This window comes from Sulfurovum sp. NBC37-1, from assembly GCF_000010345.1.
In the GTDB taxonomy this organism is placed as follows: domain Bacteria; phylum Campylobacterota; class Campylobacteria; order Campylobacterales; family Sulfurovaceae; genus Sulfurovum.
Genome location: NC_009663.1, coordinates 867,993 through 884,450 on the forward strand (window position 1 = coordinate 867,993; position 16,458 = coordinate 884,450).

A 16,458-nucleotide genomic window follows, 5' to 3' on the forward strand; every position below is an offset into this window, starting at 1 on the left:
CCGATGCTAAGATCGTGGAGGGGATCTAACCACTAAAACAGAGTGGGGATAGTGCTTTCCCTCTCCCTCCCGGAAAGCCCCTCTATGAAAAGAGCCTGCTGAAGAACGATCCTTTTCCTGCAAGCTTATCTATCAGTTCGAAATAGTATGTTTCATTCTTCAGCCCCAGTTCGGGGTATTTCAGCTTTCCGTCCGGCATCACCGCTATGGTGAAGGGGACGGACTGTATCTTGAACGCCGAAGCGAGTTTCGGATTTCGGCTGACATCGCACTTCACTACAGGGATACCGTTCTCCTCTCCGTATTTTTCCAATCTTTCGTCTATCAGCTGCATCAGCATCTGGCATGGGCCGCAGGTAGGGGAGTAAAAGTCTATAAAGACAGGCGTGTCATTGTTCTTGATGATCGTTTCGTAGTTTTTATCTGTAAGTTCCATGGTAAAAGTATAGCTTTCTTTTCATTACATGCTATAATTTATTAAAAGAGAAGGAGAGAAGATGGAAATGAAAAGCAATTATGTAGATATTTTCAAACGGGAGATATTCCCTGCAAAGGTCAGAGTTGAAAAAGGAAAGATCGCTTCTATAGAAAGAATTGATACACCTTGTGATACCTACATACTCCCCGGATTTGTTGATGCGCATATCCACATTGAGAGTTCCATGCTCCCGCCCAGTGAGTTCGCCCGTCTCGCCGTCTGCCACGGTACGGTTGCTACCGTGTCAGACCCGCACGAGATAGCCAATGTTCTGGGAATACCCGGTGTTGGGTATATGCTGGACAACAGTGAAATGACACCGTTCAAATTCTACTTTGGGGCTTCTCCCTGCGTTCCTGCCACTACGTTCGAGACCAGTGGTGCGACACTGGGGCCCGACGAGATAGAAAGCCTGTTGAAAATGCCGCAGATCAAATACCTTTCTGAAGTGATGAATTTTCCCGGTGTGATCAATGGTGACCCTGACATGCTGGCGAAGATTGCAAAAGCCAAAGCATTACACAAACGTATCGATGGGCATGCCCCCGGGCTCAGAGGAGATGAGCTGACAAAATATATCGAGGCGGGTATCGAGACCGACCATGAAGCTTTCACCTACGAAGAGGGGTTGGAAAAGCTGCAGAAGGGTATGAAAATACTCATACGTGAAGGCTCGGCTGCCAAGAATTTCGAAGCGCTTGCACCGCTCATTCCTGCCTATCCGAACAAACTGATGTTCTGTTCGGACGACCGGCATCCCAATGATCTTGCCAGAGAGCACATTGACGGACATGTCAGACGGGCGATCGCCAAAGGGTATGATCTCTTTGATGTACTCAGGATCGCCTCGGTCAATCCGGTTGAGCATTATGGGCTTGAAGTTGGGTTGCTGAGGGTAGGGGACCCGGCTGATTTTATTGTAGTAGAAGACCTGAAAGATTTTAAAGTCCTTCAAACGGTCATCGATGGAGAGATCGTTGCCAGAGGAAAGAAACCGCTGATCGATTCCGTTACGGTGGAAACCCCCAACCATTTTCATACCGGAATAAAAAAAGAGGAAGATTTTATATTGGAGCGCTGTGTCCATACGGAGATCATTCATGCCCTCGACCATTCTTTGATCACGGAAGAGGAGATCATGGATCTTTCCTCCGGGAAAGCGAAAGATGTGCTGAAGATCACGGTGGTGAACCGTTATGAAGATGTAAAGCCGGCTGTAGCGTACGTGCATGGGTTTGGCCTCAAGAAAGGTGCCATTGCTTCGAGTGTCGCGCATGATTCGCATAATATCATTGCGGTAGGGTGCAGTGATGCCTTGATTGCCAAAGCGGTCAATACGATCATCGGGAACCGGGGCGGGATCTGTGCAGTAACAGAAGAAGAAATCGAAGTCCTGAGTCTTCCGATTGCGGGGTTAATGAGTGACAAAGACGGTTTTGAAGTGGCAAATCGTTACGCTGATCTCGACAGGATGGTACGGGAATATTTTACTTCACTACTAAGCGCACCTTTCATGACACTCTCTTTCATGGCACTTCTGGTCATTCCTGAACTTAAACTCAGCGACAAAGGGTTGTTTGATGGACGCAGCTTTCATTTTATAGATTCCTGCAGGAGATAGATATGGGATTTTTCAAACTCAAAGAGCATGGAACTGATGTTAAAACAGAAGTGATAGCCGGAGTCAGTACGTTTCTTGCCATGCTATACATCATTCCGGTCAATGCAGCCATCATGAGTGAGGCAGGTATGCCTTATGATGCTTTGGTGACCGCAACGGCAGTAATGACGATTCTTGCCACACTTATTAATGCTTTCTGGTCCAATACCCCTGTAGCCATGAGTGTCGGGATGGGACTCAATGCCTTCTTCACCTTTGGATTGGTCAAAGGAATGGGGATGACCTGGCAGACGGCACTGGGTGTGGAAGTGGTTTCCAGTACGCTTTATGTATTGGTCACGATGACACCGCTTCGGCGCTGGCTCATCGAGACGATGCCGATGGATTTCAAACGGGCTGTCAGTGCGGGTATCGGTGCATTCATTTCATTCATCGGACTGGAGCAGTTGCATATCATCGTTAAGAGTGATGCGACACTGGTCACACTCGGGAAACTCAGTGAAGCACCGGTACTGATGGGCATACTTTCCCTGCTTCTTGCACTGTTTCTGTTGCTGAAAAAAGTACGCGGTGCCTTCATCGTCTCCATTGCGGCGACGACAGTGCTGGCATGGCTGTTGGGTATTGCCAAATTGCCTGAAAGTTTTATCTCTATGCCCGCATCGATGTCACCACTTCTGTTTAAGATGGATATAGTTGAGGTGCTGAAGCTATCGATGGTTCCGGTACTGCTGACTTTCTTGATCACCGATATCTTTGATACGCTGGGAACACTGACGGGGCTTGGTCTGCGTGCCGGTCTGTATGAAGGGAAGCGTTCTGTTGCACTTGAGAAGAGCATACAGGCGGATGCTGCAGGTACGTTTATGAGCGGTTTTGCAGGGGTGACCAGTACGACACCCTTCATCGAAAGTGCTGCAGGGGTAGAGGCAGGAGGCCGGACAGGACTTACGGCACTTGTAACGGCGCTGCTTTTCATCCTTCCGCTTTTCGCTTTGCCGTTTTTCAAAGCCATTCCCTCCTTTGCCATCTACCCGGTCCTGATACTGGTAGGTACGATGATGTTCTCCGAGCTGCGCTCCATCAACTATGATGACCCTGCCATGCAGTACAGTACGTTCTTCACCGTACTGGGTATGCCTATGACCTATTCGATCACAGACGGGCTGATGCTAGGTGCTTTGGTCTATGTGGTGGTAAAAGTGATGAAGGGCAAAATAAGGGAAACAAGTAAAGGGATGATAGCCTTGGCGGGAATCGCTGTACTGCTATTCTTCTTTTTGTAGTGTCTATTTGAATGATCGAGATTTTGGTAAAACTTACTGGTGCAGGTTTCATGTATAATATAGGTAGATAATATTATTATTAAAATAAACGGTGTGAAAGGTACTCTTTCAATGAAATGTATAGGTAGATATATTTTGTTGCTTATGGCAATGTTCAGTTTTGCCTTTTGCGCAAACATCCCCGAGAAGGTTTCCGTACAGCTTCAGTGGAAACATCAGTTTGAGTTCGCCGGCTTTTATGCGGCCAAAGAGAAAGGGTTTTACAAAGAAGTGGGGCTGGATGTCGATTTGATAGAATTTGACGGTGGATCAAATACTATCGATAGGGTACTCAGTGGTGATGTAACATTCGGTGCGACTTATTCTACGTTGATCTACCGTTATCTTAAAGGCGATCCGCTTGTGTTGTTGGCCAACTTTTTCAAGCAGTCACCCCTTGTGCTTGTCACTCAAAAACAGTTCAAACTGCCAAGCGATCTGAAGGGCAAAAAGGTGATGGTGTCCGATACTACTGTGAACGATGCCAAACTGCTGATGATGTTTAAAAAATTCGATATGAACGAATCGGATTTCATTGCTGTTCCTCCCTCTTTCGATCTTCAGGACTTCATTGATAAAAAAGTGGATGCGATGACGGTTTTTGTCACCAATGAAACCTATCAACTGGACAAAAAGGGCGTCGCATATAATGTCCTTGATCCCAGTGCGTATGGGGTTCGCTTCTATGACCTCAATCTTTTCACTTCCCAAAAAGAGCTGAGGGAGCATCCGCAGCGTGTAGCGGCATTCAGGAATGCTACGATCAAGGGATGGAAATATGCCCTGAAACACAAAGACGAGATCATCAGGCTGATACTGGATAAATACAATACGCAGTACAAAGACTACGCCTCCCTGAAGTATGAAGCCGATCAGATCAAAAATATGATCCTTCCAAAATTCTATCCGATGGGAAGTATCGACCCCAAGAGAGTCAAGGAGATAGCCCACACATTCATTTCGCTTGGGATATTGCCTCCTTCGACATCGTTGAATCTCGACAAGTTTATCTACAATACGGTTCCGGATGATATCGGCCTGAGTGCAGAAGAGTCCAACTATCTCAATACAAAAAATGTCATTACCTATTGTGCCGATCCGGATTGGCTGCCGCTGAGTGCTATTGTTGACAAGAGGCATATCGGTATGGATGCCGATTATCTTTCAATTATTTCCGGCAGGATCGGAAGGCCCTTTCATCTCGTCTTGACCAAAAGTTGGAATGAATCGCTGCGCTTTGCCAGGGAGGGCAAGTGTGATGTTCTTACTTTGGCAATGGTGACACCGAAGCGAAAAGAGTATCTTCTATTTACCAACCCGCTTCTAAACATTCCTCTGGTACTTGTCACTGGTATAGATAAAGGGTTTTATACGAACCTGATGGAGCTTTCGGATAAGAAGATCGGTATCGTGAAAGGCTATGCGTATATTGAGCTTTTTAGAAAGATTTATCCCGATATCAAGCTGACGGAGGTGGAGAGTGTCACCAAAGGGATGAGAATGGTTGCTGAGGGCAAACTATTCGGTTTTATTGACAATCTTACGACCGCCGGTTATCTTGTGCAAAAAGAGTATGTCGGCACACTGAAGATCTCTGCCAAATTCGATGAAAATCTGGTACTGGGATACGGGGTGCAGAAAAGCCAGCCGCAGCTGCGTTCCATACTCGATAAAACGATAGCGACGATTGATGAGGAGACAAAACAAGCCATTGCCAGCCGTTGGACAAGTATCAAGATAGAGAATGGAATCAGCCATGCAGTGCTGCTGAAAATTTTACTTGTTGTATTGCTCGTTGTTTTGATCATCTATTACCGATACAGGAAAATGAGTACCGAAAAGAATGCACTTGAGGCGATTTCTATGATAGACTCCCTGACAGAACTTTTCAATAGAAGAAAAATCGACCGCTTGATCGATAGTGAAGTGAAACGAATCAGGACAAAAGGCTGTTTCAGCCTTATATTGATCGATATCGACAATTTCAAAAACATCAACGACAGCTATGGCCACGATGTAGGCGATATCGTACTCAAACACATTGCACAAATACTGAAAAGCAGTGTCCGAAAAAAGGATAGTGCCGGACGATGGGGAGGTGAAGAGTTTCTCATCGTCTGCCCGGATACCAGCAAAGAGGAGGCAGCAAAATTTGCAGAACGTATCCGGATAGCTATCGAGAATGAGAGTTTCGAAAAGATCCTGAAGGTCACTGCCAGTGTCGGTGTAGCCGAGTACAACAGGGAAAATATTGGCGATACATCTCTTATTAGAAGATTAGACAAGGCGCTGTACGATTCCAAAAGGGACGGAAAGAATAGGGTAACTGTGGCTCTCTAAGTTCGTATACATTGTTTTTATCTTTGAACTTCGATGCGCTGCGTCTTTGACGAGGGTCAAGTGTCAGGTGACCTGGCTATAATATATGTTGCAAAGAAGTTCAATAAAAATGTCATAAAAGGAAAACCTATGAAAAAAATAACTTTTTCCCTTATATCGATTCTATCGTTGAGTGGATTGTCTTTTGGAGGCGGAAATGTTGTACCTATAGTGCCGGTAGAAGAACCTATTGTGGAGACACCTGTTAATAGTGCTTTTTATGTAGGACTGGGGTATAGCTATCTCAGCTCTAACCGTACAGCAAAACTCAATAAGCCAGGTGACCCTCGTCATGGCCAGGTTGTCAAAGATACGGATTCCAATGCCGATAATATTTTACTGCAGGTGGGGTATCAGTTCAATCCCTATCTTGCGCTGGAGGGCCGATACACTTTTTCAGTGGGTGATCATTCATTGACCCATAATCATTTGGGTGGAATTAAGGAGGATGTTGATATTGATATTTCCAATATGGCTCTTTATATTAAACCAATGTACCCTATTGGGGATTTTTCTATCTATGGATTACTGGGGTATGGAAAAGTCGAAAGAGAACGTCATGAAGAACCTTATCGTAGCTGGGATGGCAGCGGTTTCCAATGGGGTGCAGGTGTACAGTATGCCATAGGAGATGACTTTTCGGTGTTTGTTGATTATACCCGGTGGTATGATGAAGAAGGCGAACCGCATGAGCGTCTGCCGAGACTATTGGATACTGATTTTTCTGTTTTGAGTGTCGGAATAAGTTATAGATTTTGATTTGGAAATATGCTGCATCGGTTACCTGTGCAGTAAAGAATCCATCATCGATTCCATAGAACTGCAGTCAATGATTTTCTGATATTTTAACTCATCTTCAGACAGTTCTTCTGCATTTTTTATCTGCATCTCAAGTATATTCGTATCTGCTTCGGAGATATCATTGCCGAGCTTGGTACGTTTCTTTATCCTGTCCCGTATCACTTCTGTATCGCATTGCAGATCGAGTATCCTGAAAGGAATATCCTGTTCGACGGAGAGTTGCTCAAAAAGCTTTCGCTGCCACTGTTTCAAAAAAGTCGCATCAACAACAACCGGCAATCCGGCACGCAAAACTACCAGTGCAAGTTTTGCCAATCGTTCATAGGTCTTTCTGTTTGCATCAGGTGAATATTTCTCTTCTATCCCTTTTTCGCCGTTTGGCCCAAAAAGCCTCATTCGTTCTCTGTCGGACCGGATACGAAGCGCACCGTATGACTCCACTGACATCAGCGCACAGGTACTTTTGCCAGAACCGGAAAAACCATGCGTCAGAGCCAAAAACAGATCTGTTTTCTCTGTATATTTTATTGCCAGATCCATATAGCCTTCCACTTCATCCAAAATGGCTTCGTACTCTTTGCCTTTTCCTGTCTGGGCTGCTCTGAGTGCCGAGACCTTTGCCCGTACCATTGCCCTGTAGGTTTTGTAAAAGTTCAGAACCTCGACCCCTTCATAATCTCCTGTCAATTCCAGATAGCGGTTCAGCACTCTGCGGCTGTGTCGGAACAGTCCGCGATACTCAAGATCCATCAGCAAAAATGCCAGGTCGCTGATCACATCGATATGGTTGAGATTTGGATTAAACTCTATTGCGTCGAAAAGAATCATCTTCCCCTTATAGAGAGCCATATTGTGCAGATGCAGATCCCCATGGCATTCACGGATAAAACCTTCTCTTTTTCTTTTCTTCAGTACTTTTCTGAGCCTGTTGAATTCACGGTATGTCCACATTTCTACAGCATCTTTCTTTCGGGAAAATCTTTCTGTATCCAGGATCGCGAGCTGTTCGAAATTCTCTTTCATGGGTGCGTACAGAGCATTCGGATCTCCATAGGCGGATGCAGGATCTACACTTTCCAAGCCTGTATGAATACCTGCGAGCATCTCTGCTATCTTTTCTGCCATTTCTATCTCCAGCCTGCCGTCATCCGCGATATGGTCCAGCTGGTTTCTCTGTTCAAAGCGGCGCATCTTGACAGCGTAATCCAACACTTTGCCATCGCCCTCAATTTCTGGATTTTCGATGGAACCGGTGATTTTCACAATACCCAGATAGAGTTTCGGGGCATAGCGCTTGTTGATCCGGAGCTCCTCCATGCAATACAGATGGCGTTTTTTCAGTGTCGAATAATCCAAAAAACCGAAATCGACAGGCTTTTTCAGTTTATAGACTGTATCACCGCAAAGAATCACTGTAGATATATGTGTCTGCAAAAGCTGTGTATCACATTGCGGCTTTAGATATCTTATGAGATTCCGGATGAGAATATTATGCTTTTCTATGCTCATTACAGGAAACCTTTTGTCTTTTGCATTTTTCTTCTCCTTATGAACGATATACTATAGGGAACCTCTAATAATAGGTGATACCCACAACATCGCTAGCTTTTGTCTAGGCTAGGCACTCTTTTGAAGACCTAGCCGTAGCTAAGTCGAAAAAGAGTAACAACGTATAGGCGAAAGCTAGAGATGCCCGAAGGGTGGGCTTTGCAAACGCAATCATGCACAAGATATTTACTTCGTCTTAGCTACGGCTAGGACTTGAAAATTTCTTGCACAATCTCACATTTGCAAAACCAATTGTGGGTATTACCTATTATTAGAGATTCCCTATAATATAACATATTTTCCAAAAGGCCAACAATGAAATTTTCCATAGACAGAGGTGGTACCTTTACTGATGTGTATGCCGAACATGATGGTCAAATTTATATAGAAAAGCTTCTATCTGTTGATCCTGCCAATTATGATGATGCCCCAAGGGAGGGGATTCGCAGGCTTCTTGGCAGGATCTCATCGGATGCAGTCTCTCTTGAGAGTGTTCCCGAAGAGTCGATAGAGTGGATCAGGATGGGAACGACTGTCACTACAAATGCACTGTTGGAGAAAAAGGGAGCGAGGACGGCACTGCTGATCACAAAAGGGTTTAGAGACCTGCTTGAGATCGGATATCAGAACCGTCCTGAACTGTTTGATCTGAATATCAAAAAACCCGAAGTGCTCTACGAAGAGGTAGTCGAGATAGATGAGCGGGTGCTTCCCATAAAGGAGGGTGGCGGTTTCGAGGTCATCAAGCCACTTGATATAGAGTCTGCAAAAGAAACGATGCAGAGACTCAAATCGCAGGGTATAGAGGCATTGGCGATAGTGTTGCTCCATTCGTATCAATTCTTTGAACACGAGGAGATATTGGGTGAGATTGCCGAAGAGTTGGGCTTCGAGCAGGTGAGTCTCTCGCACAGAGTCATCCCCTCGGTCAAGGCGGTAATCAGAGGAGATACGACTGTGGTGGATGCCTATTTGACACCACATATTCGCAGATATATCAACGACTTCTCCCAAGGATTTCGCAACAGGCTCGCGGAGACTGAACTGCTCTTTATGCAGTCTCACGGCGGACTCAGCCCTACAGGGGAGTTCAGGGGCAGCAACGCCATACTCTCGGGACCGGCCGGCGGGGTGTTGGGGCTTTCGTCGCTGTATGAAGATAAAGCTTTGATAGGTTTCGATATGGGTGGAACCAGCACCGATGTATCCCGTTATGACGGAAAGTTGGATTTGCGATTTGAGAGTGAGATAGCAGGAACCGTCATCCGCTCTCCTCAGTTGGACATTATGACAGTCGCGGCAGGGGGTGGCTCCAGACTCTTTTATAAAAACGGGATGTTTGTCGTGGGTCCCGAGAGTAGTGGGGCAGATCCCGGACCAGTTTGTTATAGGAAGGGAGGGTATCTCAGTATCACCGATGCCAATGCGGTATTGGGGCGCATCGTGCCATCACAGTTTCCAAAAATTTTCGGTAAGAGTGAAAATGAAGCACTTGATGTCGAAGCATCAAGAGAGGCTTTTGAAGCGTTGGCGGAAGAGATCAACAGGGATGTGAAAAAGCCTCTTTCAGTAGAAGAGATCGCTTACGGATTTCTCAAAGTAGCCAACGATACAATGTCCAAACCGATCGTGGAGGTTTCGGTTGCGAGAGGGTACGATATTAGATCCCACTCTCTCGCATCGTTCGGGGGTGCAGGAGGACAGCACGCCTGTGCCATAGCGGAATACCTCGGCTTAGAGGAGGTGATCGTCCATAGATTTGCCGGTATCCTCTCCGCTTACGGTATCGGACAGGCGGACATCATACACAATGACCAAGTGAGTATCGAAGATCGATTGAGCGGTAAACTCCTCGAAAAAATAGAGAAGCAGTTTGAAAAACTCAAATCCAAAAGAGAGGGTGCTATCTTCAAGAGAGCCTTGCTGATACGTTACGAGGGTACCGACTACTCAATGCTTGTTGAAGAGACTAAAGACTTCTCTTTCGCGGAGAGTTTCGCCAATCTTTACCACAAACAGTTCGGTTTCAGTCTCGATCTTCCGTTGATAGTGGATGAGATACAGCTTCAGTCGCGTATCGTAACGCAGAAGAGCGAACGGCCGGTTGTCAAAAAGAGCAACTCTGCCAAAAATGCGATAGAGACTGTCAAATTTTACGGCGAAAAAGGATGGCAGGATGCCAAACTCTACAGACTTGAGGCATTGGAGTGGGGAGATAAAATAGCGGGATCTGCCATCATCATAGATGATACATCAACCATCGTAGTAGAGGATGGCTCCGATGCCAAAATCAACAGATACGGAGATGTCGTCATTTCACTGTCGCAGGGCAAAAAAGGCACCCAAAAGCCTGCTGAAGCCGTGCAGGGTCCCAATGCCATAGAGTTGAGCATCTTCGCCAACCTCTTCATCTCCATAGCAAAGCAGATGGGTGCCGTACTGCAAAATGCCGCCGTCTCCACAAATATCAAAGAGAGGCTTGACTTCTCCTGTGCCCTGTTTGATAACAAAGGAAACCTTATAGCCAACGCACCGCATGTGCCGGTGCATCTCGGCTCTATGAGTTTCGTCGTTAAAGCGATGTTGAAAAAGTTCAGCGGCAATATCCAGGAGGGGGATGTATTTATCTCCAATGCCCCGTTTGAGGGCGGTTCTCATCTGCCCGATATCACACTCATCACACCACTGCTGAAAAATGGCGAGATATACGCTATTGCCGCAAGCAGAGGTCATCACGCCGATATAGGAGGAGCGGTACCGGGCTCCATGCCCTCATTTTCGACTACGCTCAAGGAAGAGGGAGCCATTTTCACTCTGCAAAAGATTGTAGAAAAACATTATTTTGCACAGGAAAGAATAGTCGAAATATTGCGAAGTGCCGGTGCGAGGAGGATAGAAGAGAATATCACGGACATCCAGGCTCAGATAGCGGCGAACAAAAAGGGAATCGATCTTCTCGAAGATGCCATGCAACAGCACGGTAGCAAAAAGCTCTCCTCCTATATGGAGTATATTCAGGATGTCAGTTTCAGGGCGATAAGCAAAAAGCTTGAAATCATTGCCCAGAGAAAAGGCGGAGTCCTCGAAGCGGAGGATTACCTCGACAACGGGAGCAAAATAGCCTTGAAGATAACCATCAAAGGAGACAGAGCTACATTTGATTTCACAGGCACCTCCGCAGAACTTAATGGCAATCAAAATACACCCCCGTCAGTACTCTCATCAGCCATCGTCTATGTGCTTCGCTCCATCATAGATGATGATTTGCCGCTCAATGAGGGTTTGATGCGGGCAGTCGATATTGTTCTTCCTTCAGATTCACTCCTGAATCCATCTCCTGATGCTGCCGTGGTTGGCGGAAATGTTACCACTTCACAGAGGATAGTAGATGTCATCCTCAAAGCCTTCGGCAGTGTCGCCGCGTCGCAGGGATGTATGAACAATATTACCTTCGGCAATGAAAACTTCGGATACTACGAAACGATAGCAGGCGGAGCCGGTGCGGGGGTGGACTCAGATGGTGCAGGCTTCGACGGTGCCGATGCTGTCCACACCCATATGACCAACACCCTCATCACAGACCCCGAAGTGATAGAGAGACGATACCCCGTGATGATAGAAGAGTTCTCTGTCAGAGAAGATTCAGGCGGCAAAGGTGAGTGGCACGGAGGCAACGGAGTCGTAAGAACCTATCGCTTCTTCGAACCGGTCACGGTAAACCTGCTGACTGAAAGAAGAGTCTATGCCCCCTGGGGAGCAAACGGCGCTTCCGACGGTGCAAAGGGTATCAACGAGCATTTTCATGACGGCAAATGGCATAGAGTGGAGGGGAAAGCGAGTATCAGAGTTAAAGCCGGGGAGAAGATACGGATCAGGACACCGGGCGGCGGCGGATACGGCTTGGATTGATTAGGGATGCCCTGTATTGTCCTTAAGAAATAATTTTGCCAAATTTCTATATCATAAAATAATAATGTATTTTCTAATACATTTAGGAAAAGAGGAGGAGAGATTGGAGTGATCTCTCTTGGCAGTACCTGCCAAAAGGAGGAAAAAATGAAAAAGCTGACAATAACACTGATGCTGTCTGCCGGATTGGCATTTTTGGCAGGATGTGGACATTCCGACAGTACACTAAAAGAGCCGACAGAGCCGACATTGGCGGAAGCGATCAAAAGCTCCAAAGCCAATGAACTGGCAGGAGAAGAGGGTGCCTACATCATTTTTGCCCAATCGCGTGACGGTGCCACGATGGTGAATGATGTAGAGTCTCTCGATACGCTTTATGTTTTGAGTGCGGTAGGAACAGACAAGACGCATGTCTATGAAACAGATAAAAACATCAATGTCCTTGACGACAAACTGGTCGATGAGCCCTGGATGGAGACAGAGATATACCATCCCGCCGATCTTCCCAATATCGATTTTGACAAGGCTTACAGTGCTGTCAAGGCTGTGGCCGGAGACAGGCCTATTGCCAATATTGCTGTTTTTCATACACTGGAACCTGAAAATCCATTGATTGTAAGCTATACGCTCAAAGGCGATACGGCGGACTCCTGTGTGCAGTACCAGTACACCGTAGATACAGAAGAAGTGCATCAGACAGGTGCCGAGGTGAAGTGTTTTTTTGATATGAATCCGACTGAGACCGAGGAGTTGGAAAGCGAAGGATTTACCGGCGCTACTTTCAGCTTCATTCTAAAAGGTCTGGCTAATGGTATGCTGGGTAAAGTAGGTAGGAATGTGATGGGCGATTTCCTTTCTCTGCTTGGATGGGGAGACTCCGGTAACAGTGATGAAGAGAAGACCCTTGGCCATATTGATAGCCAGCTTAACCTGATCAGCAGTGAGCTCAATGCAATAGAGGGTGAACTCCAAACTATCCTGACCGATATCAAAGTGAGTGAAGATTCTATCAAAAACGATGTGGACTGGCCTCGCGATGCGGTGACGAAAATAGCAACCGCTACACAGGATATGCAGCTGCTTGGAGAGGGGGTCAAGCCTGGAGAAGGGGATCGTACCAAGATAGCGAACCTGGCTGATGATATACTCGGAGCACAGTACGATATCCCCAATCAGGTTATGTCGATCTATACAGCGATCGAGGGCAATCCTACACCGCTGTTCAGCAACTATGTGGATAAGGTGATGCTGCAGCTTGCATATAATGACGACAGTAACCTGCAAAAAGCCTATCAGGGATTTGAGTACTATACTTCCGAACTCCTGAATAATCAGGTCAAAGGGGTCAACCTGGCGGTAGAGGCATACAAAGCCAAAGATGACAACGCCAGTGCACAGAAGTATCTCGACTGTTACAGAAGCAATCCTGACAATACCAGTGAATGTAATCTGCTCTATACAGAGATAGGAGATATGGACAATAAAAACAGTTTTATTTACAATGCAGTTAGTATGATCCTGAAAGATGCACCTCTCTATGGAAAATTTTTGCCAAATTCGGCAGAATCCATTTTGAAGCGTGCAGAATTTTATCGTCAGCTAATGACAGGAACGGATCCTGACGATTTTGAGGTTCGTTTTTTTCATATCAGTACGGCTGATGTGCCGAAAACACCTGATGTTATGTATGCACGGTCAGCATTTGATATGCAGCATTACATACCTTGTCCGGCTTCAAGACATACCGTTACGGGAAGGGCTTATGATTATTGGGATGGCGATAAAGTCAAGTCAAGTACGGACTACAATGTAGTTGAATACAATTGCGGAAAGGCATATAACCCTAAGGGTGATTCATATGCCATTAGTCCCTGCAATAACGGTTTATGTGAAGATTGGGGAAATATAGAGGTAAAACGATACGACACTGGTTATGATTTAAACAGTAGTGGTACTATTGCCTATGGATTTCAAGTATTTACAAATGGCGGGCGTGTAGACAACCATTTTACCGAATCTTCTTCTTTGTGGAGTTTGTCCAAGGATGTATCAAGTCATAGCTCACTTTCGGGGGGAGCAAATAACTGGCCTGTAGAACTGGTTATTGATAACAATGACCTCGTGGATGATACAATAAATTCAAAGGCGGAAATTAATGGTTATTTTACTTACAATGGAACAGAAGAGAGACAAATTAAAATATGTTATAAAGCCAAATACTGGTTAGACGCTTCAGGTAAAGAGTGTGAAACTTGCCCAGGATTTACAAATGTAGCTGAGGCTGCATATAAGACTGGCTCTCATAATGTTACTGAAGGTAAAGCTATTATGAATTGGAAATATTCAATAAGTGTGGAAGCGGGAGAAAGTAAATCTGGTCATTATTATCCTGAGCACACTATGACTTTTAAAGTTAAACCCGGATATAGGTATTATATCTATTTTGAATTTTATGTAACGGCTAACCATAAGGATGATTCTGCTCCATTCTCAAGAGCCAACTTAGATGAAGTTGAATATGTTTATTTCAAATTTTCTGGTGGGGACTGTGAATAATACTGTGTCATTTTTCTCGCTCCCATCGCTCTTGCGTGGGAGTGTATATCGAAGTTTGTTATGTGTAGTAGCTTATTTTTATAATAGACGTGAAGTATGCTTTACCTCAGGGACGGATAGGAACGAGTAAAAAAGATATTAAAATAAAGGATCATTTATGGATGCTTTCAGACGCAGTTTTATCAGACTTTCTGTCGTTACGGCGGTAAGCCTGGCGATAGGCGGTTGCAATAACAGTGACAGCAAAGATAGCACAGTAAATGGTTTAAGTGTAATGCTTGATCCTGATAACTCTATGGTAAAGCATAATGCTGAACAGATTGTTTTAAAATTTAACGAACCAATAGACCCTGAGACACTGGATGGTAATATATTACTGAAAGACAAAATAGGAAGTCTCGGCAATGCCTATACGGTAATGCCGGATCCTGCTGATTCGCATAGGCAGCGCGTTCTCATCAAACTGAATGACGGTTTCGGTCTGAAAGAGTCCTGGAAATATACAATTGCAGTCAGTGACCACATTAGATCAATCTACGGCTACAGTTTGCCTGCTCCGATTTCACTGGAGTTCGTTACTACCGGTAAAAATCCTTTTGAATCTACAGAACCGGGAGAATCGAAGCGTACCAAAATCGTAGTGATCAGCGACCTGCATATGAATGAGCAGCGCGGCTATGAGGATGGCTACAGTCTCTTTACGGAAAACGGAAAACTGCTGGAAGCGTTTCTTGAAAAAGTCAGAAGCAGTGATCAGATCAAAGAGCTTGTCGTGCTGGGCGATATGATGGATATGTGGGTTGTACCGATGGCATACCGTACTTTTCATGATGATGTGGCCGATACGCAAGCTTATTTTCATAGCGTGGCAGAGGCAAATGTGAACAAAGGGATAATTGACAAACTCAATCAGATCGCTGATGAAGGGCTTATCCGATTCAGTTATGTTCCGGGCAATCACGATATGTTGTTTACCGAAGAGATATTTTATTCGATCTTTCCGAACGGACACTGGCATGGCGGTACTGCCGGTACCGGAAGCTATACGCCTGCATATGAAACGAATGTTACTATGGAGCATGGCCATAATTATGATCTTTTCAATGCACCGGATTCTGTAACAACAGAAGGAAGCATTCTGCCGCCGGGCTACTTTATTACACGTATCTATGCTACGGGTAATCTTCAATCAACAGAGAAATTGCCAATAGAGCCGCAGGCAACCGAGAACATAGCTCCCGAACTCATCTATACGACTGCCTGGGATATAGCCGTTGCTTCCATCAATATACCAAACTTTGACCCGGATAAACCCCAGATCTATACACAGATAGATGACTACACACAGCTTTATTCATCCAATGATGCAAGAGATATCTATACAGAGACGATAGCTCCTGACTGGAAGGAACGCCAGGAGAGAAATGGGGTAATTTTCCCAACTCCTGTCATTGTCGGCATTATGAATGGAAGCGGAAAATTCTTCTGGTTCGGTACACTTGAGTACTCTGCAATAATGCAGTATTTTGTACCTCAGGAGTCCAAAACCAGGATAGTCGTATTTGGCCATACCCATCACGCACTGCTCAAAAAAGATCTGGCAACACTTGGCAATATCTATGCCAATTCAGGAACATGGGTTGACAGAAAATACCTCAATGAAGGTGCCTTGACCGGCACAGCAGTTATACTCAACACTTCTGCATCCAGCGGTTCAGACATTGACAGTGTCACACTTTATCAGGCGGTTATGGGCGATGATGAAAAATTGAGTTTGAAGCTGATTGACGAGGAGTACCTGGACAGTACAAATTAACCATTGGTAATAGTACTGTGAAAAA

General features: G+C 45.4%; 9 protein-coding genes. 7 read left to right on the forward strand and 2 right to left on the reverse strand.

Features of this window, described 5'->3' with window-relative positions; all coding sequences use genetic code 11:
• Nucleotides 1-82 precede the first annotated feature (82 nt).
• The gene (locus tag SUN_RS04435; RefSeq protein WP_011980546.1) at nt 83-436 is read right to left on the reverse strand and encodes a thioredoxin family protein; all 354 of its coding nucleotides are present in this window, start codon (nt 434-436) and stop codon (nt 83-85) included.
• A gap of 61 nt (nt 437-497) precedes the next feature.
• Here SUN_RS04435 and ade point away from each other — a divergent pair, with 61 nt between their 5' ends.
• The 4 genes from ade (at nt 498) to SUN_RS04455 (ending at nt 6,562) form a co-directional block, all read left to right on the forward strand.
• Complete coding sequence (ade, locus tag SUN_RS04440; protein ID WP_011980547.1) at nt 498-2,099, forward strand: adenine deaminase; 1,602 nt, start codon at nt 498-500, stop codon at nt 2,097-2,099.
• Between the two features lie 2 nt (nt 2,100-2,101).
• Nucleotides 2,102-3,385, forward strand: a complete 1,284-nt coding sequence (locus tag SUN_RS04445; protein ID WP_011980548.1) for an NCS2 family permease — start codon at nt 2,102-2,104, stop codon at nt 3,383-3,385.
• A 111-nt stretch (nt 3,386-3,496) separates the two neighbouring features.
• Nucleotides 3,497-5,764: a diguanylate cyclase gene (locus SUN_RS04450; RefSeq protein WP_011980549.1), complete on the forward strand. Its 2,268-nt coding sequence runs from the start codon at nt 3,497-3,499 to the stop codon at nt 5,762-5,764.
• A gap of 129 nt (nt 5,765-5,893) precedes the next feature.
• Complete coding sequence (locus SUN_RS04455) at nt 5,894-6,562, forward strand: porin family protein (RefSeq protein WP_011980550.1); 669 nt, start codon at nt 5,894-5,896, stop codon at nt 6,560-6,562.
• 21 nt (nt 6,563-6,583) lie between these two features.
• Here SUN_RS04455 and SUN_RS04460 read toward each other — a convergent pair whose 3' ends face one another.
• Nucleotides 6,584-8,113: an AAA family ATPase gene (locus tag SUN_RS04460; RefSeq protein WP_011980551.1), complete on the reverse strand. Its 1,530-nt coding sequence runs from the start codon at nt 8,111-8,113 to the stop codon at nt 6,584-6,586.
• Between the two features lie 354 nt (nt 8,114-8,467).
• Between SUN_RS04460 and SUN_RS04465 the strand changes: the two genes are divergently transcribed.
• The 3 genes from SUN_RS04465 (at nt 8,468) to SUN_RS04475 (ending at nt 16,433) form a co-directional block, all read left to right on the forward strand.
• A complete protein-coding gene (locus SUN_RS04465) occupies nt 8,468-12,061 on the forward strand; it encodes an oxoprolinase family protein (RefSeq protein ID WP_011980552.1) in 3,594 nt (1,197 codons plus the stop codon).
• A gap of 147 nt (nt 12,062-12,208) precedes the next feature.
• Complete coding sequence (locus tag SUN_RS04470; RefSeq protein WP_011980553.1) at nt 12,209-14,617, forward strand: hypothetical protein; 2,409 nt, start codon at nt 12,209-12,211, stop codon at nt 14,615-14,617.
• Nucleotides 14,618-14,774: 157 nt separating this feature from the next.
• Nucleotides 14,775-16,433 carry a metallophosphoesterase gene (locus SUN_RS04475; RefSeq protein ID WP_011980554.1) on the forward strand — a complete coding sequence of 553 codons (1,659 nt, stop codon included), beginning with the start codon at nt 14,775-14,777 and terminating at the stop codon, nt 16,431-16,433.
• Nucleotides 16,434-16,458 lie beyond the last annotated feature (25 nt).

Bases quoted from the DNA above. Each gene is read 5' to 3' on its own strand.
- SUN_RS04435 (WP_011980546.1), bottom strand. From the start codon at position 436: ATGGAACTTACAGATAAAAACTACGAAACGATCATCAAGAACAATGAC.
- ade (WP_011980547.1), top strand. From the start codon at position 498: ATGGAAATGAAAAGCAATTATGTAGATATTTTCAAACGGGAGATATTC.
- SUN_RS04445 (WP_011980548.1), top strand. From the start codon at position 2,102: ATGGGATTTTTCAAACTCAAAGAGCATGGAACTGATGTTAAAACAGAA.
- SUN_RS04450 (WP_011980549.1), top strand. From the start codon at position 3,497: ATGAAATGTATAGGTAGATATATTTTGTTGCTTATGGCAATGTTCAGT.
- SUN_RS04455 (WP_011980550.1), top strand. From the start codon at position 5,894: ATGAAAAAAATAACTTTTTCCCTTATATCGATTCTATCGTTGAGTGGA.
- SUN_RS04460 (WP_011980551.1), bottom strand. From the start codon at position 8,113: ATGAGCATAGAAAAGCATAATATTCTCATCCGGAATCTCATAAGATAT.
- SUN_RS04465 (WP_011980552.1), top strand. From the start codon at position 8,468: ATGAAATTTTCCATAGACAGAGGTGGTACCTTTACTGATGTGTATGCC.
- SUN_RS04470 (WP_011980553.1), top strand. From the start codon at position 12,209: ATGAAAAAGCTGACAATAACACTGATGCTGTCTGCCGGATTGGCATTT.
- SUN_RS04475 (WP_011980554.1), top strand. From the start codon at position 14,775: ATGGATGCTTTCAGACGCAGTTTTATCAGACTTTCTGTCGTTACGGCG.